General features: G+C 72.3%; 14 protein-coding genes. 10 read left to right on the top strand and 4 right to left on the bottom strand.

The window, feature by feature from the left end; all coding sequences use genetic code 11:
* Positions 1-678: 678 nt before the first annotated feature.
* Positions 679-1,167: a DUF4232 domain-containing protein gene (locus AXF14_RS09180; protein WP_067942711.1), complete on the bottom strand. Its 489-nt coding sequence runs from the start codon at positions 1,165-1,167 to the stop codon at positions 679-681.
* A 386-nt stretch (positions 1,168-1,553) separates the two neighbouring features.
* Between AXF14_RS09180 and AXF14_RS09185 the strand changes: the two genes are divergently transcribed.
* The 6 genes from AXF14_RS09185 to AXF14_RS09210 all read left to right on the top strand — a co-directional run bounded on the left by AXF14_RS09185 (position 1,554) and on the right by AXF14_RS09210 (position 7,239).
* The gene (locus tag AXF14_RS09185) at positions 1,554-2,528 is read left to right on the top strand and encodes an asparaginase (protein ID WP_067942713.1); all 975 of its coding nucleotides are present in this window, start codon (positions 1,554-1,556) and stop codon (positions 2,526-2,528) included.
* 88 nt (positions 2,529-2,616) lie between these two features.
* Positions 2,617-3,579: an alpha/beta fold hydrolase gene (locus AXF14_RS09190; protein WP_067942715.1), complete on the top strand. Its 963-nt coding sequence runs from the start codon at positions 2,617-2,619 to the stop codon at positions 3,577-3,579.
* Between the two features lie 101 nt (positions 3,580-3,680).
* Positions 3,681-4,055, top strand: a complete 375-nt coding sequence (locus AXF14_RS09195; protein ID WP_067942717.1) for a type II toxin-antitoxin system death-on-curing family toxin — start codon at positions 3,681-3,683, stop codon at positions 4,053-4,055.
* A gap of 160 nt (positions 4,056-4,215) precedes the next feature.
* The gene (locus AXF14_RS09200; RefSeq protein WP_067942719.1) at positions 4,216-5,448 is read left to right on the top strand and encodes an ABC transporter substrate-binding protein; all 1,233 of its coding nucleotides are present in this window, start codon (positions 4,216-4,218) and stop codon (positions 5,446-5,448) included.
* Between the two features lies 1 nt (position 5,449).
* Complete coding sequence (locus AXF14_RS09205; RefSeq protein ID WP_067942721.1) at positions 5,450-6,493, top strand: FecCD family ABC transporter permease; 1,044 nt, start codon at positions 5,450-5,452, stop codon at positions 6,491-6,493.
* Positions 6,490-7,239 carry an ABC transporter ATP-binding protein gene (locus AXF14_RS09210; RefSeq protein ID WP_067942722.1) on the top strand — a complete coding sequence of 250 codons (750 nt, stop codon included), beginning with the start codon at positions 6,490-6,492 and terminating at the stop codon, positions 7,237-7,239. The genes AXF14_RS09205 and AXF14_RS09210 overlap by 4 nt, the downstream gene beginning before the upstream one ends.
* Positions 7,240-7,413: 174 nt before the next feature.
* Here the strand turns inward: AXF14_RS09210 and AXF14_RS09215 are convergent, their stop codons facing one another.
* A complete protein-coding gene (locus tag AXF14_RS09215; protein WP_067942724.1) occupies positions 7,414-8,499 on the bottom strand; it encodes an ADP-ribosylglycohydrolase family protein in 1,086 nt (361 codons plus the stop codon).
* A gap of 285 nt (positions 8,500-8,784) precedes the next feature.
* Between AXF14_RS09215 and AXF14_RS09220 the strand changes: the two genes are divergently transcribed.
* From AXF14_RS09220 to AXF14_RS09230, 3 genes are all read left to right on the top strand, one after another.
* Complete coding sequence (locus tag AXF14_RS09220; protein WP_067942726.1) at positions 8,785-9,471, top strand: DUF6318 family protein; 687 nt, start codon at positions 8,785-8,787, stop codon at positions 9,469-9,471.
* A gap of 176 nt (positions 9,472-9,647) precedes the next feature.
* Positions 9,648-10,397, top strand: a complete 750-nt coding sequence (locus AXF14_RS14520; protein ID WP_236755469.1) for a hypothetical protein — start codon at positions 9,648-9,650, stop codon at positions 10,395-10,397.
* A 92-nt stretch (positions 10,398-10,489) separates the two neighbouring features.
* On the top strand, positions 10,490-12,907 hold the full coding sequence (locus AXF14_RS09230) for a glycoside hydrolase family 3 protein (RefSeq protein WP_236755471.1): 2,418 nt from the start codon (positions 10,490-10,492) through the stop codon (positions 12,905-12,907).
* A 135-nt stretch (positions 12,908-13,042) separates the two neighbouring features.
* Here AXF14_RS09230 and AXF14_RS09235 read toward each other — a convergent pair whose 3' ends face one another.
* Entirely contained in the window at positions 13,043-13,936 is an 894-nt protein-coding gene (locus AXF14_RS09235; RefSeq protein ID WP_067942728.1) for a hypothetical protein, read from the bottom strand.
* 194 nt (positions 13,937-14,130) lie between these two features.
* Here AXF14_RS09235 and hisD point away from each other — a divergent pair, with 194 nt between their 5' ends.
* Entirely contained in the window at positions 14,131-15,486 is a 1,356-nt protein-coding gene (gene hisD / locus AXF14_RS09240; protein ID WP_067942730.1) for a histidinol dehydrogenase, read from the top strand.
* Between the two features lie 216 nt (positions 15,487-15,702).
* Here the strand turns inward: hisD and AXF14_RS09245 are convergent, their stop codons facing one another.
* Positions 15,703-16,686 (bottom strand): magnesium transporter CorA family protein, encoded by a 984-nt coding sequence (locus AXF14_RS09245; RefSeq protein WP_067942732.1) that lies wholly within the window; start codon positions 16,684-16,686, stop codon positions 15,703-15,705.
* Positions 16,687-16,762 lie beyond the last annotated feature (76 nt).

Genomic DNA, 16,762 nt, shown 5'->3' on the forward strand with positions numbered 1-16,762 from the left:
TTGGCGTAGGCCGCTACGGGCGTGTTGTTCGCGCCTTGGTGTGGGGGGATCGTTCCGACGGCTGCCGAGAGGGGTAAAGTATTCTCTTTGGCGTGCGGCGCACCCCAAACTCTCGTCGGCGTATCTTCAGCCCGACGAGCCAATCGTTGGTGGTGCGGATCGTAGCCTGTTTCGTCGGTGGTATGAGCCGCGAATAGTTCAGGGGTTGCGTATTCGTCTGCTCCGTGAGAAGTCTCAGGGGTATGGATTGCGGGAGCGTGAGACATGGGAGAGGTTGCTTCGTGCTGTGAGAATGAGGGTAGTGGGCGAATAGGCTTACGCGGAGATTCGTTCGTGAAGTCGAAATGGACGTAGGATAGGTTTTCATTTTGAAAAGTTCATTTGTCCCAGTCGTCGCCGTCACCCGCGGCGGCCCCGCCGATCCCCCGACTGTCGAGTCCCTCCACCTGGTCGCCGTCGTCGCCCTCGTGCTGGACGGCTCGTTGCTGGGGTAGTCACCCTCGCGACCACCTACGCGGCGATACTTCTCTTCCTCCTGCTCCTCCTCGTGCAGCGCGCGCACCGGTACCCGCACCGTCGCCCTGGCGGACATGGACTTCGCGACGGTCGCGTGGGCTCAGGGACGTCGCTGAGGCGCGGTACCGAGACCCGCTCCAGGTGTCGTGCCTGTTCGAGCCGTCAGGAGCGCTGCGCCAACACCCCGACCGTCGTGCTCGGCTGCTCCGCGCAGACCTCGATCTCGGCCGCAGCCGTGAGTGACTCCGTCTGGTTCGGCGGGTAGATGACGACGCTCGACGCCGTGGTGGACGTGCAGCCGGCGATGATCCCGGGATTCGTCACCCTCAGCGGTGCGACCGCCGAGGCGCCCGGTGCTAGCGCGACGGTCACGCCTTCGGCGGCCTCCCGCTCGGCCGGTTCGCCCATCTGAGCCCCTGAGGCGTCGGTGAAGCTCACCCCGGGGAAGCCCGTGAGCGTGCACTCCGCGGAGCCTGTGTTCGTGAGGGCGACGTCCCAGTAGACGGAGCCGGCCGCACCGCCTCCCTCGGCGGGTGTCACCTCAGCGCTCACGGAGCCGGTGGCGCACGGGCTCGAGACCTGCGTGCCCGCGGCGTCGCTCGCGTCGACCTGGGGCGCGCCGTCATCGGACGCTCCGCTGTCGGGCTCCACGGCGGCGTCCGGCGGCGTGGTGGCGGGGGACGCTGAGCCTGACGGCTCCGCTCCGCCCGCGATGGCCGTCGTCGCCGCGGAGGTGCTCTCGGCCGGGGCAGCGCTCTCGTGCCCTGAGGTCCCCGCGCCGCACCCGGCCAGTGCGAGCGCCGTGAGTGAACCGAGCGCGACTGCCGTGGCGGCTCGGTGCGGGGAGCGTCCTTGCTTCGTGCGTGTTCTGCGTGCTGGTTCCATGCCCTCCACGGTACGAGACCCGGGACACGTTCTGGAGGGGAGTGCGGCCCCTGGCCGTCAGCACGGCGGCCTGTGAGAATGCGCCGAACGTCCTTGCGACGGCTGTCGGGACGGGCGGCCGGGCGGGCACCGCCGCTCGTAGTCTCAGTGCTGTGAACCCCAGCGCCTTCGTCCCCGTCGCCGCCGTCACCCGCGGCGGCCCCGCCGAGCACCCGACCGTCGAGTCCCTTCACCTGGGCGCCGTCGTCGCCCTCGCACAGGACGGCTCCGTCGCCTACTCGGCCGGCGACCCGGAGGTCCCCGTCTTCGCCCGTTCCTCCCTCAAGCCGCTCTTCGCCGTCGGGATGCTGCGCGCCGGCCTCGAGGGTGACGAACGCCAGCTGGCGCTGGCCTGCGCCAGCCACAACGGCGGCGCCGAGCACCTCGACGTCGTCCGCAGCCTCCTCGCCCGCTACGGCCTCACCGAGGCGGACCTGCGCAACACGCCGGGTGTGCCCCTCGGGAAGGCCGAGCGCCGCGCCTTCAACCGCAGCGGCCAGACGCCCGACTCCCTCCACCAGAACTGCTCCGGCAAGCACGCCGCCATGCTCGCCACCGCCGTCGCCCTCAGCGCCGACCCTGCTAGCTACCTCGACCACGACGGCCCGGTCGCCACCCTCGTGCGCGACTCCGTCGAGCGCCTCACCGGTGCCACGATCGACCCGGCCACCGTCACTCGCGACGGCTGCGGCGCCGAGGTCTACCCGCTCCCGCTCATCTCGCTCGCCCGCGCCTACGCCCGCCTCACCGCCGCCGAGCCCGGCACGCCCGAGCACGCCGTCGCAGACGCCATGGCCGCCCACCCCGACCTCATCGCGGGGGAGGGGCGCGAGGCCACCGCCATCATGCGCACCATTCCCGGCTCCATCGCCAAGGACGGCGCCGAGGGCTTCTTCGCGCTCGGTCTGCCCGGCGGGGCCGCCGTCGCCGTCAAGATCGCCGACGGCGCCATGCGCGCCGCCGTACCCGCGATGATCCCCGCGCTACGAGCCCTGGGCGTCCCCGAGGACCAGCTCGCGGCGCTCCCCACTCGCCCCGTCCTCGGCTGGGGACAGCCCGTCGGCGCCGTCGCCGGGCTCAGCACCTGAGGGTGCCAGAGTGCCCGCGTCGCCTCCTCGTACGAGGCGCCCCCGGCGTAGCCTGGCGCTGTCCACCCGCCTGATAGAGAGGTCAGCCATGGCCCTGTACGAAGTCCCCTTCGCCTCCTCCAACGGCCGAGACGAGATCCAGGCCTGGATCTACACGCCCGCCTGCGAGCCCCGCGCCGTCGTCCAGCTCATCCACGGGCTCGGCGAGCACTCCCGCCGCTACATCCACCTCATCGCCACACTCCTCGAGCACGGTTTCGTCGTCGCCGCTGACGACCACGCCGGCCACGGTGCCACCGCCATGAGGTCCGGCGTCTGGCAGGACTCCGGTGAGAACGGCACCGACGTCGCCGTCGACGACGAGCAGAGCCTGCGTGGCATCGTCACCGAGCGCTTCCCCGACCTGCCCTACATCGTCTTCGGGCACTCCTGGGGCTCGATGATCGCCCGCGCCCTCACCGCCGAGCACCCCGATGGCATCGCCGGCGCTGTCTACTGCGGGCCCGTCGCCCACATGCGCGGCCTTGAGGACCCCGCCATGGAGCGGGCCCTCGACGCCGCCATCGCCGAGCGCGGGGGAGAGGCCCTCGACACCGATGGGATCAGCGGCGGCATGTTCATCGGCGCCAACGACCGCTACGGCGAGGGTGTCCCGCCTACTGCCTGGGTCGCCCTCGACGAGGGCGTCGTCGCCGACCACGCCGCCGACCCGCTCAACAACTTCGGCGCCACGATGTCCCTGCGCTTCGCGAAGTCCTTCTGCGACCTCTACCGCCGCTGCTACGGCACCGCCTGGGCCGAGTCCATGCCGCGCGAGGTCCCCGTCCTCATCATCGCCGGCGCCCAGGACCCCGCCGGGAACTTCGGCGAGGGCGCCTACGCCCTCGCCAACTCCCTGTGGCTCGCCGGCTCGCGCGACGTGCGCACTCGCGTGTGGACCGGCGTTCGCCATGAGATCCACAACGAGCCGACGACGCGCGCTGAGGTCGAGGCGGAGGTCGTCGCCTTCGTCGAGCGCTGCGCCGGGACCGGCGCCCCGCAGACCGTCTGAGCGGCTCGCCGGACCGATCGCCGCCTCCACGCCGCCCGCGTCTCCGAGCTCTCAGGCCGCGCCCGTGAGCGCTACGCCGACGTCCTGCGGCGCCTGGGCGAATGAGTGCCACCTACCTCGGCCTGGAGGACCTGCTCGCGCTCGCGGACGACCTCGGCGTCCTCCAGGTGCGCGACCTCGGTCTGCTCGCCTCTGCCGCCCAACGGCCAGCCACCTCCCTGTACGGGGAGGAGGTCTACCCGGCGCTCGCGGACAAGGCGGCAGTCGTCCTCGAGTCCATCGTCAGGAACGACCCGCTCATCGACGGCAACAAGCGCCTCGGCTGGCTCTCCATGGTGGTCTTCCTCGGGCTCAACGGCGTCGACCTCGACGTCGAGGATGATGACGCCTACGAGATCGTGATCTCAGTGGCCGAGGGGTGCAGGGCCTGGCAGGCTACGGCCGCCTGGCTTCGCGAGCACGGTGTCGGCGACTGAGCCTCGCCGGCGCCGTCGCGCGCGCGAGTCGACATTGGCCGTCCGCCGCACAGGCCTTGCCAAAAGCGGCCTTGATCATCGGTATAACCGTTTTGCGGGGGAGTGTTAGGTAACGCTAACCTTCTGAGTTGTCCATCCGGAACGATCCCAAGGAGAACCCGTGCGACGCCGAACCATGCTGCTCGCCCTGCCCCTGCCCGCCCTCCTCGCCGCCTGCGGCAGCGCCGAGCCCGCCCGCCGTCGCGAGCCCAGCCCGACCGTCGCCGCCCCCGAGGGCACCTCCGGCTCTACGACCACCGCCACCGCCGACGCCGCCAAGGGGGTCCCCACCGCCGACGGCTCCTTCACCCTCACCGACGTCGCAGGCCGCGCCATCTCCTTCGCCGCACAGCCCTCCCGCATCGTCCTCGGCGAGTCCCGGCACTCCTACTCCCTCGCCTTCCTCAACAAGACCAAGCCCCTCGACAAGGTCGTCGCCTGGGGCAAGGACCTCCAGAAGGCCGCGCCCGACTTCTACGACCGGCTCCTCACCGCCGCACCCGAGGCCGCCGACCTGCCCACCATCGGCTCCGTCCAGGCGGGTGACCTCACCGTCGAGTCCCTCGTCGCCCACCGCCCCGACGTCATCCTCCTCGGCCTCGACGCCTACGAGGCGGCCCGCAGCGCAGGCCTCACCGACCAGCTCGACGCACAGGGCCTCACCTACGTCGTCACCGACTTCCGCCGTGACCCCGCCCGCAACACCGAGATCTCCGTCCGGCTCATCGGCGCACTCGTCGACCGCCGCGACGAGGCCGAGCGCTTCGTCAGCTATTACCACGAGCAGGTCGACCCCGTCCTCGCCGCCGCGAAGAAGATCACCGACCGCTCCACCACCCTCCTGTGGCGCAGCCCCGGCGTGTCCGACCCCTGCTCCACCTTCGCCGAGTCCAACCTCGGTCAGATCGTCACCGCCGCCGGCGGCACCAACATCGCCGACGAGCTCCTCTCCGGCCAGGAGGGCGTCCTCACCCCCGAGCAGGTCATCGCCTCGGACCCGGCGGTCATCATCGCCACCGGCGGCCAGTGGGGCGAGCTCAAGCGCAAGGACACCGCCGCCACCAGCTACGTCCACCTCGGCTACGAGGCTGACGCCGAAGCCGCCCGCGCCAGCCTCGACCAGCTCCGCGACCAGCCCGGCTTCGACCGGCTCTCCGCCTTCGCCAACAAGCGCGTCTTCGGCATCTACCACCAGCTCTACGACGCCCCCTACAACTTCCTCGCCTACCTCGCCTTCGCCGCCTGGCAGAGCCCCGACGCCTTCAAGTCGCTGGACCCCGACGCCGTCTGGACCGACTTCCACGAGCGCTTCATGCCCTGGAAGGCGCAGGGCGTCTTCGCGATCGGGCTGTGAGGTGAACGCCGTCGCCTCCTACCGCCGACGCACCGCCCGCAGGGCCGCCATCCTCATCGGCCTCGCCGTCGTCGTGGCCGCGGGCCTCGTCCTAGCGCTCATGGTCGGGCCCCTGCCGCTCGGCGCCGACGACGTGCTGCGCTCCCTCCTGAGACCGGGCGCCGACCCCAGCGCCGACGACGTCGTGCGCCAGCTCCGGCTGCCGCCCGCGGTCCTCGCGGTCCTCGTCGGCGCCGCCCTCTCGCTCGCCGGCGCGCAGATGCAGGTCCTCCTGCAGAACCCGCTCGCCGAGCCCTTCACCCTCGGGGTCTCCGCCGCCTCGGCGCTCGGCGCGGCCCTCGCCATCAGCGCCGGTCTCGCCCTCCCGCTCCACCCCGGCGCCACCGTGCCCGCGGCTGCGCTCGCGGGAGGCCTCACCGCCTCCCTCGTCATCTCGCTGGTCTCCCGGATGCCCGGTGTCACACGGGAGACGACCGTCCTGCTGGGCATCGCCCTGGTGCTCAGCTGCCAGGCGCTCCTCGCGCTCGTCCAGTACCGGGCGTCCACGGAGAGCCTCCAGCAGATCGTCTTCTGGTCCATGGGCTCGCTCATGCGCGGACGCTGGAACGCGGTGTGGACCGTCGGCGCGGCCCTCGCCGTCGTCGCCCCGGCCTTCTGGGTCAACGGCTGGCGCCTCACCGCCCTCAGCCTCGGGGAGCAGCGCGCCGCAGCCATGGGCGTCGACGTCGGGCGCACCCGCACCCGCGGGCTCGTCGGCGTGTGCGTCCTCGCCTCGCTCTCCGTCGCCTTCGTCGGCGTCATCGGCTTCATCGGGCTCGTCGGACCCCACGTGGCTCGCGGGCTCGTCGGCGAGGACCAGCGCTTCCTCATCCCCGCCTCGATGCTGTGCGGCGCGGCGCTCCTCACCGGCGCGCACGTCCTGTCCCAGGTGCTCGTGCCCGGCGTTGCCGTTCCCGTCGGGATCGTCACCGCGCTCGTGGGCGTCCCGGTCTTCCTCGCCATCGTGCTCGGACGCGTCGGTGTGCGCAGGAGGGCAGGAGCATGAGCCTCGAGATACGAGACCTGTCCTTCGCCTACGGCCGGCGTCGCGTCATCCACGACCTGAGCGTCCGGTGGGAGCCCGGGCAGGTCGTCGGGCTCCTCGGACCCAACGGCTGCGGCAAGACCACCCTCATCAGCTGCCTCGCCCAGCTGCGCCGTCATCGCGGCACGATCACCTTCGACGGACTCACCGGCGAGGCGATGCGCGAGGTCATCGGCTACGCCCCGCAGGGCCTGCCTTGCGACGCCGCGCTCACCGCGCTCGAGTCCGTCCTCGTCGCCTCACGGCGCGGACCCGTGTGGCGCACCAGCGACGCGGACCTCGACGCCGCGCACAGTGCCCTGGAGCGCACGGGCGCGGCCGCGCTCGCGGACCGCTCCCTCGCCCGGCTCTCCGGCGGTCAGCGCCAGCTCGTCGCCCTGGCCCAGGCGCTCGTCCGCGAGCCGCGCCTCCTGCTCCTCGACGAGCCGACCTCAGCGCTCGACCTGGCCCATCAGGTCGGCGTCCTCGACGCCGTGCGACGGCGCACCACGCAGGGGGAGGGACGCCTCGCCGTCGTCGCCCTCCACGACCTCAACCTCGCCGCCCGCGCCTGCGACCGCCTCGCCCTCATGGACGGAGGCCGGATCGCCGCCGAGGGCGCGCCCGCGGAGGTCCTGCGTCCCGGTCTCATCGAGTCCGTCTACGGGCTTGAGACCCACGTCGTGGCCGACGGCGAGCACCTCATGGTCGCGCCCGGACCCGGATGAGGTCCGTCTGAGCCCGCCCCCGGGCCCGCAGCAGAGGGCCCCGGCCCCGGGGCTGACAGCTCCTCGGTCCGGTGGTGCCGTCCTCCCGACGGCGGTGCCACCGGACCGAGGCTCCCGGCGGCGCGGCGGGCGTCGACTGGCGCACCGAGTGCACGCCGGCTCGCCCGCCTCGACTCACGCCAGCCCCGCCAGCGCCGTCGCCCGGGCGAGCTCGCGCAGGTCCGCCCCTCGCCGCTCGAGCCCGTCGCAGCGCCGAGGCAGCCCGTGGACCGCGTCAGCCCACTCGGCCGGAACCGCGCCCGCCCCGAGGTAGCTGCCCGCCATCGCCCCGGCGATCGCCGCGACCGTGTCCTTGTCCTGCGACCCCTCGAGGGCGTGGCGCAGGACGGCGGTCATCCATCGCGCCGACGTCGCCGCCCGGTCGACCGAGAAGAAGCCCTCGTCGCGCGCCGAGTAGTTCGCCTGCGTGAAGGCCAGGACCGCCTTGCCGAGCGCGTCCACCGTGAAGCCGTCCGAGGTCGGCGCGCCCGCCACGGCCCTCACGGCCGGGTCGTAGGCGCCGCCGTCGAAGAGCTCGTGCCAGTAGCCCTGCCGCTCAGCCGGCAGCAGCTCGATCGCGCGCAGCACCGGTGCCCCTGAGTACGGCATCCCCGCCCACTCCGGGCCCGCGACGTTCGCCCGGACGACCTCCGCCTGCAGGACGCAGGAGTCCCCGGCGAGCGGGTCCGCGTGCGTGAGCCCGGCGACCGCGCGCGCCGCGGCCGCCGTCGCCTCCGGGGCGCCCAGCCGCGTGAGCCCGACGATCCCGTTGCGCATGAGGGCTCCGTTGCCGGCCGTGCGGCCCGTGCTCGCGTGCAGTGAGGCGGCGGCCTCCCGCATGCGCGCGGCGATGCCGGGCTCGTCGCGGGTGGCGGCGACGGCGCCGATGACCTGCCGCGTCTGGGTGCCGACGTCGGTCGCGCCGTCCTCGATCATCCAGCGGCACCAGCCGCGGGCGATCTCGTCGAGAGCCTCCTCGCTCGTGAGGTCAGCGCCGGTGGCTGCGACCTCGGCGACGTAGAGCGCCATCTGCGTGTCGTCGCTCCACTCGGCCGGCGCGTAGTCGCCGTAGCCGCCACCGAGCATCTCGGGCGCCCCGGTGAGCGGGACGTCGCCGGGCTCGTAGGGCACGCCCATCGCGTCGCCGACCGCCTGCGCGAGGAGCACGCCCTCGGCGCGGTCGAGCTGGGACGGCGTGAGCGCGGGGGAGGAGCTGGCCATGGTGCCAGGTTAGGTAAGGGGCGCGCGGGCGGTGTTGGGGCGGAGGGCGCGGGCCGCGAAGCGGCGCTGAGGACTGCGCTGCCTTCAAGAGGCGGCAGCTCGAGAGCTGTGGAGCCCTGAGCCCCGCAAAGGGCCGCAGGTTCTCCACAGGGTGCGGCAGGACGGTGGCTGCGGGCAGGAAGGTCTCGATATGGTCACGCAAGCGCGACCGGTCGCCGGCTCTCCTGGCTCGGGCGACGGGTCGCGCCCCCACACTGCCCGAGATCCCCAACGGTGGAGGCCCCCGTGCTCCCCTTCTCCCGATCGACCGCCCACGCCCCGACGCCGGCGACGGCGACGCGCCGGCGGCGCGCGAGCGCCCTCGCCGTGGCGACGGCCCTAGCCGCCAGCGCGGCGGCGTGCTCGAGCGACGGGACGGTGACGGGGTCCTTGCCGAGTCCGAGCGTGGATCCCTATGACGTCGCCGCCTCGGTGCAGGCGAGCGAGAGCGCCACGGCGGCCGTCTCCCTGTCGGCGGAGGACGCAGCCCTTCGGGCGACGGCGCTCGCCATGGAGGCTCCGGACAAGCCCGCGCAGATGAGCGAGAACTCCCCCGAGGGCGCGGTGGCCGCGGCCGAGTACTTCATCAGCCTCTACCCCTACGTCTACGCGACCGGCGACCTCACCGAGTGGGACGCGACTTGCGAGCCAACATCGAAGCTCTGCTCATCGGTATCCAATTACGTAAGGGAATTGCACGCCGAAGGCGGCTGGGGCGATCCGTGGACCCAGACGATAAAGACGGCACGCTCGACAGAAACTGACGACGCAGGAACGCTCATCATTGAGCTGACTCTCGACTCCGACAAAATGGTCCGTTACCGCGGCGACGGGACCACGGAATCGGATTCGGCAGCGGAAGATCAGGTCTTCCGAGGGAGGTTTCTCTGGAGCGGCAGCGCATGGATCCTCCAGGTCGGCGAGTTCAAGTGATTGCCAAGCTCTTGTCGACTGTGGCAGTTGCAGTCCTAGTCACTCCGTTCGTAAGTCCAGGAGGAATGACGGCTCACTTGCCCACCGCGTTTTCCGGTCGAGGCGAGAACGACACCATTGCTGTCTCGGAAGATTCGACAACTCAGAGTTCAGGAACTCCTCAGGCACTTACGCCGTTGACGGGCCCATACACATCGGTCGGCGAAGTCCCGACGGGCTCCTACTCGTACCAGAGCGCTGCGAGCACCTACGTCTCCGCCCCGAAGAGCCACTACGTGGGTCCCCGCTCAGTGGTCGAGTCCACGATCTCGGCCGCCGGCCTGCCCTGCCTGACCCCAGCCCAGATCTCCACCTCCAGCGGCGCACGCCAGGCCGGCTGCACCCGCACAGTCCCCACCGCGACCCCAGCCGACCCCGCCGACCCCGCCCAGCCCGCGGCAGCGGCGGCAGCCGCCCGGGCGCCCGAGCCCATCGTCATCACCAGCACCGACGTCTCCCACCTCCTCGTCGACGGCTCCGGCATCACCCGCCAACCACCCGGCAGCCAGGTCCTGGTCAACCTCGACGCCATCGTCTACACCACCGACGCCCCACGCACCCTGACCACCCAAGTCAACGCAACCCCGGTCACCGTCCAGGCGACACCCACGAGCTACACCTGGACCTGGGGCGACGGCACCACCACGACAACCACGGACCCCGGCGCCGCCTACCCCAACCAGACCGTCACCCACCGCTACGCCTCCACCGCCCAGGACGTCACGATCACCCTCACCACCACCTGGACGGCCACCTTCACCCCAGACGGCCAGGACACCCAACCCGTCACCGGCACCATCACCACCACCGACACCACCGCACCCTTCGACGTCGTCCGCACCATCTCCTACCTCACCGACGACGCCGAGGAAGCACAGGGCCACTGAATGTCAACCGGTCGGTAGAAATCGCGCGTCCGACCGTGCCATCCTTGGCCCAGCGCACGCTGCGTCGTCGTCGCACCGCGAAGGAGCCACCCGTGACCGCCCAGCCCGTCCAGATCCCCACCGGTACGCCTGCCCCGACCGCGGGCACCCCTGAGCCCGCCCTCACCCGCCACCCGCAGGCCGACGGCCCCGAGCTCGTCACCACCTCCGCGCCCGTCATCGAGGTCGACGGCCACCTCTTCAAGGACCTCGCCCGCACGGGCGAGCTCCTGCCCTACGAGGACTGGCGCCTGACCGCGGACGAGCGCGCCACCGACCTCGCCGGCCGCCTCAGCGTCGAGCAGATCGCCGGCCTCATGCTCTACTCGCCCCACCAGCCCGTCCCCAACCACGGCGACGGTCCCTTCCCCGGCACCTACTCCGGCGGCAGGACCTTTGCCGAGGCCGGCGTCCCCGCCTGGTCCCTCACCGACCAGCAGCGCACCATGCTCACCGAGGACCACGTCCGACACGTCCTGGCCATCACGCTCCAGGACACCGACACCGCGGCCCGCTGGAACAACGCCCTCCAGGCCCTCGCCGAGTCCACCGGCCTCGGCGTCCCCGTCAACACCTCCACCGACCCCCGCAACGGCGCCGCCGAGGCCACCGGCGCCGAGTTCGCCACCCAGGCCGCCGACGTCTCCCGCTGGCCCGAGGGCCTCGGCATGGCCGCCCTCTTCGACCCCGACCGTGTCCGCGAGTACGCCGCGATCATCTCCCGCGAGTACCGGGCCCTCGGCATCACCACCGCGCTGGGTCCCCAGATCGACATCTCCACCGAGCCCCGCTGGATGCGCCTCCAGGACACCTGGGGCCCCCACTCCGGCCTCGTCAGCGACTACACGCGCGCCTACTGCGACGGCATGCAGACCTCCGAGCCCGCCGGCGAGCAGCCCGGCGCCGCCTTCGGCATCCCCAACGCCGTGCCCTCGACCACCGACGCCGGCTGGGGTTCCGCGAGCGTCGCCACCATGGTCAAGCACTGGCCCGGCGGCGGCTCCGGCGAGGCCGGCCGCGACGCCCACTACGGCTTCGGCAAGTTCGCCGTCTACCCCGGGCGCAACGAGGCCGACCACCTGCGCAGCTTCATCGGCGCCGCCTTCGAGCTCGACGGCCCCACCGGCACCGCCAGCGCCGTCATGCCCCACTACACGATCTCAGTGGGCTACGAGACCCCCGACGGCGAGCGCACCAACGACCCCGCCGCCACCGACGGCACCGCCGAGACCGGCCGCGCCAACTCCTACAACCGCACCATCGTCCACGACATGCTCCGTGAGAGCTACGGCTACGACGGCGTCGTCTGCACCGACTGGGGCATCACCGCGGACCCCGACCCCGAGATCGGCAGCTTCGGCCAGCGCTGCTACGGCGTCGAGGACCTCACTGTCGCCCAGCGCCACGCCCTCGCCATCGACAACGGCGTCGACCAGTTCGGTGGCAACTCCGAGGCCGCCCCCGTCATCGAGGCCTTCCGCATCATCGCCGAGCGCGACGGCGAGGAGGCGGCCCGCGCCCGCTTCGAGGCCAGCGCCACCCGCCTCCTGCGCACCTTCTTCCGCGCCGGCCTCTTTGAGAACCCTTACCTCGACCCGGCCGTCTCGACCGCCGTCGTCGGCTCGAAGCCCTTCGCCGACGCCGCCCCCGCCGCCCAGCGCGACAGCCCCGTCCTGCTCAAGAACGGCTCTGACGGCGCCCCCGTTCTGCCGCTCGGCGACGACGTCGCGCGCGTCCACGTCCCCACCAGGCACGTCGACGCCGGGGTCGGCTTCATGCGCTTCCCCAAGCCCGCGCGCGACATCGACCCCTACGTCGCAGCCTCGAGCTCCTACGAGCGCACCGAGGACCCGGCCGAGGCCGACGCCGCCGTCGTCCTCATCGAGTCCCCGCTCACCGACCCCTACTCGATCGAGGACCGCGAGAACGGCGGCAACGGCTACCTGCCGATCTCGCTCCAGTACCGGCCCTACACGGCGAGCACCGCCCGCGCGGAGTCCCTCGTCCAGGGCGACTACCGCGAGGCGGAGCACCCGAACCGCTCCTACCGGGGCAAGACCGCCACGGCCCTCAACGAGTCCGACCTCGACGCCGTCCTCGCCGCCCGCGAGGCCATGGGGGACAAGCCCGTCATCGTCGTCGTGCGCATGCACAACCCGGCCGTCCTCGCCGAGCTCGAGCCCTACGCCGACGCGATCGTCGTCGACTTCGGCGTCCAGCAGGAGAACGTCTGGGAGCTCCTGCGCGGCGGCTTCGAGCCGAGCGGCCTCCTGCCGATTACCCTGCCCGCCTCGATGGAGACGGTCGAGGCGCACGCCGAGGACCTGCCCTTCGACTACGAGCCCCACACCGACGCCGCTGGCCACGCCTACGCCTACGCCTTCGGCTACGGCCTGGACTGGGACGGAGTCATCGACGACGAGCGCACCGCCCGCTACACCGCGACCTACACGGACCAGCCGACCGCCTGACGGCGCGCGGCCCGAGCGCGCAGAGCGCGGGGCCGGGGCGGAACGCTCACCGAGAGCCCCCGGCCCGGCCCCGTCGCGCTCCGGGTGCGTCCCGCAGCGCAGCGCCGCGGCTGCGGCCGGAGCCCCGCCGTCGGCTCAAGACGCGGAGGAGGGGATCCGCAGCGGGCTCAACCCCGGGTCGCGGAGAAGACCCTCGACGCCGTGGGCGTGCCAGACGGCGACCGCCGACGCGATGGCGCTCGCCGGGCCGTGGATCCGCAGGGGCTCCGTGGAGCTGAACTCCATGAACAGCGTCTCCGCCTCCAGGTGCGGGAAGAACGCGACCGTCTGGTCGAAGTGGAACGACAGCCACATGCCGTCGAGCCGGTGCACGAGGACTCGGCGGTCCGTGATGAGGAACTCCGTGCTCTGGGTCTCCCGCCACTGCTCGGCGGCCTGCCTGACCACCGCCGACCTGCTCGCCCGGTTCCCGGCCGCGGTGAGGAGGAGCCCCGACGCCACGAACAGCGGCGAACCCATGAACAGCCCAGTGGTCCGCGTGTACGAGACGGTCGTCCCGTAGTACCGCGAGTAGGTCGAGGGGCCGTGGAAGAGCACGCGTTCGTCCCGGGGGAGGTTGATGCCCCACGGGTGCCCGAGATCCATGGAGCGCGGGCCGGCGAGGTCCCGGATGACGGCCTGCGCCTGGTCCACCGTGCGGCGTCGCCCCTCCATGACGGCCAGCGCTCGAGCCTCGACCTTGTTCCTGTGCCCGGCGCGGAAGCGGCGGGTACGCCAGAGGCGATGGGCGCAGACCCACGCGTTGACGCCTCCGCGAATGAGCAGGTATCCGCCCAGGATGATCGGGATGAGCGGCGAGAGCGCCAGGGCCGCGTCATGGCCGCCCTCGCGGACGGACAGGTCCATGAGGTTGTACGCGACGGCGCCCGACACCACCGCGAGGGTGAGCGGGACGGCCCATCGTAGGTGGTCGGGGACGCTCGGAGGGCTCGGGATGGCCGGGCGCGGGATCGTGAGGAGGTGACGCATGGGGGCCTCGTGAACCGTGGAAGGGGAATGTCACAGAAGAATAACGATGGGCGCTGCGCGCGTCGGAGCGGTCTTGCGATGCGTCGGACGCGGACCGGTGGAGCCGACCCGCGCACCGACACCTGAGACCGGCCGGGACCGGCGCTCGTTGAGACCGCTCTGAGCGCCCGGACCCGCCCCGATACGATGCGACCATGCTGAGCCGCATCGACCTGCGTGAGACCGACCTGACCGCCCGCGAGCTCGCCGAGGCCCTGCCGCGCGCCGAGCTCGACGTCGCCAAGGCCCTCGACGCAGTCACCCCGACCATCGAGGACGTCCGCGACCGCGGCGCCGCCGCCCTGCGCGACGCCGCCGAGCGCTTCGACCACGTCCGCCCCGAGCACCTCCGCGTGCCCGCCGAGGCGATCGGCCAGGCCCTCGAGACCCTCGACCCAGCCGTCCGCGAGGCCCTCGAGCTCTCCATCGCCCACAACCGCGAGGGGCACCGCGCCCAGCTGCCCACCGAGGTCCGCACCGAGATCGTCCGCGGCGGCGTCGTCACCCAGCGGTGGATCCCCGTGCGCCGCGTCGGCCTCTACGTGCCCGGCGGGCTGGCCGTCTACCCGAGCTCCGTCGTCATGAACGCCGTCGCCGCCCAGGTCGCCGGCGTCGAGCAGATCGCGCTCGCCTCCCCGCCCCAGGAGCGCTTCGGCGGCCTGCCCCACCCGACGATCCTCGCCGCCTGCGCCCTCCTCGGCGTCACCGAGGTCTACGCCGCCGGCGGCGCCCAGGCCATCGCCATGCTCGCCTACGGCGCCAAGGCGGAGAACGACGTCGACCGCGCCGACATCACCGCCGCCGGCGGCAACGGCGACGTGCTGTGCGAGCCCGTCGACGTCATCACCGGCCCCGGCAACGTCTACGTCGCCGCCGCCAAGCGGGCCGTGCGCGGCGTCGTCGGCATCGACGCCGAGGCCGGCCCCACCGAGATCGCCGTGCTCGCCGACGCCACCGCCGACCCCGAGCTCGTCGCCGCGGACCTCCTCAGCCAGGCCGAGCACGACCCCAACGCCGGCTCCGTCCTCATCACCGACTCGCCCGAGCTCGCCGACGCCGTCGACGCCGCCCTCGCTCGACGCGCCGACGCCACCAAGCACACCGAGCGCGTCCACGTCGCCCTCGGCGGCGACCAGTCCGGCATCGTCCTCGTGCGCGACCTCGAGCAGGGGATCGCCGTCGCCGACGCCTACGCCGCCGAGCACCTCGAGATCCAGACCACCGACGCCCCCGCCGTCGCCCACCGCATCCGCAACGCCGGCGCGATCTTCGTCGGCCCCTACTCGCCGGTGCCGCTGGGCGACTACCTCGCCGGCTCGAACCACGTCCTGCCCACCGGCGGCACGTCGCGCTTCGCTGCGGGCCTGAGCGTCATGGCCTTCATCAAGCCGGTCCAGCTCATCGAGTACGACGCCGACGCCCTCGAGGCGATGACGGAGCCGCTCACCGCGCTCGCCGAGTCCGAGGACCTGCCCGCGCACGGCGAGGCCGCCCGCGCCCGTCGACGCTGAGCACCAGGAGTCGGCCGGCGGCGCCGGGCGCCGCGCTCCCTGCCACCGCCCTGTGCACTGAGCACCGCGCAAACCGTGATGCTCACGGCAAACTGCGACGCCGTCGGCGCCACGTTCTGCCGAGAGCGCCACGGTGTGCGAGGAGACCTCGAGCGGGCGCGTATGCGGCCGTCTGGAGCTGCGCCGCGGTGCTGAGCGGGCCGCACGGGGCAGCGGTCAGATCCAGCCGTTCCGCTTCATGATCGCGTACACGATCGCCGCCGGCACGATGACGAGCAGCGTGCTCAGCACCAGCCCGGTGCGCGTCCCGTTGCCCGGGTAGGGCACGTTCTGGCCGAACCATCCCGTGACCAGCGTCGGGATCGAGATGACGGCCGCCCAGCCCGCGAGCTTCTTCATGACGTTGTTGAGGCGCTGGTCCTGGAGCGACAGGTGCGTCTCGAAGACGGAGGTGACCATGTCGCGCAGCGACTCCGTCCACTCGGCGGCGCGGAGCATGTGGTCGGTGAGGTCCGCGTAATAGGGGTCGAGCTCGCGCACCTCCTCGGGGCGGTGGCGCCAGATGACGTTGATGACCTCGCGCATCGGCAGGACCACGCGGCGCAGCGTGACGAGCTTGGTCCGCACGTCGTAGGCCTGGCGCTGGAACGCCGTCGAGTGCGAGCTCGGTGAGAAGAGGTCGTCCTCGAGCGCCTCGATGGCGTCGTCGAGCTTCTGGACCGTGTCGAAGTAGCCGTCGACGATGACGTCGAGGAGCGCGTGAACGAGCGTCGGCGTTCCCAGGCGGAGGAGGTCCCGGTTCGCCTTGATCTGCGAGAGGACGGAGGCCATGTTGAGCGCGTCCGTGGTGCGCACGGTGACGAGGCCGCCGGGGAAGGCGAAGCCGGCCACCTTGCTCAGCTCGTCCTCCTCGTCGCCGTCGGTCGTGGCGAACATCCGCAGTGTCGCGTAGGTGACGAAGTAGGTGTAGTCGTCGAGCTGCTGGGCCTTGGGCCGCTCGTGCGGGGCGACGGCGTCCTCGATGGCGTTCCGGTCGACGCCGAGCTCGTCGGCGAGGACGGCGAGATCGTCCTTGGAGGGGTGGACCAGGTCCGCCCAGAGGAGCACGTCCGGGTCGGCGAGCGCCTCGCTGACGCCGGAGATGTCGGTGGGGGCGTCCGTGGGGACGCCGTCGCGCCAGGCGAGTGCTCGGAAGGTCATGAGGGCATGGTGCCACCGCGGTGCCCGGGCGCTCGCGGCGGGCGGGTCGACCGCGGTGTGATGCTCGTCGGCCCCC

Source organism: Actinomyces radicidentis (genome assembly GCF_001553565.1).
Classification (GTDB): Bacteria; Actinomycetota; Actinomycetes; order Actinomycetales; family Actinomycetaceae; genus Actinomyces; species Actinomyces radicidentis.

Bases quoted from the DNA above. Each gene is read 5' to 3' on its own strand.
- AXF14_RS09235 (WP_067942728.1), bottom strand. From the start codon at position 13,936: ATGCGTCACCTCCTCACGATCCCGCGCCCGGCCATCCCGAGCCCTCCG.
- AXF14_RS09210 (WP_067942722.1), top strand. From the start codon at position 6,490: ATGAGCCTCGAGATACGAGACCTGTCCTTCGCCTACGGCCGGCGTCGC.
- AXF14_RS09245 (WP_067942732.1), bottom strand. From the start codon at position 16,686: ATGACCTTCCGAGCACTCGCCTGGCGCGACGGCGTCCCCACGGACGCC.
- hisD (WP_067942730.1), top strand. From the start codon at position 14,131: ATGCTGAGCCGCATCGACCTGCGTGAGACCGACCTGACCGCCCGCGAG.
- AXF14_RS09215 (WP_067942724.1), bottom strand. From the start codon at position 8,499: ATGGCCAGCTCCTCCCCCGCGCTCACGCCGTCCCAGCTCGACCGCGCC.
- AXF14_RS09190 (WP_067942715.1), top strand. From the start codon at position 2,617: ATGGCCCTGTACGAAGTCCCCTTCGCCTCCTCCAACGGCCGAGACGAG.
- AXF14_RS09195 (WP_067942717.1), top strand. From the start codon at position 3,681: ATGAGTGCCACCTACCTCGGCCTGGAGGACCTGCTCGCGCTCGCGGAC.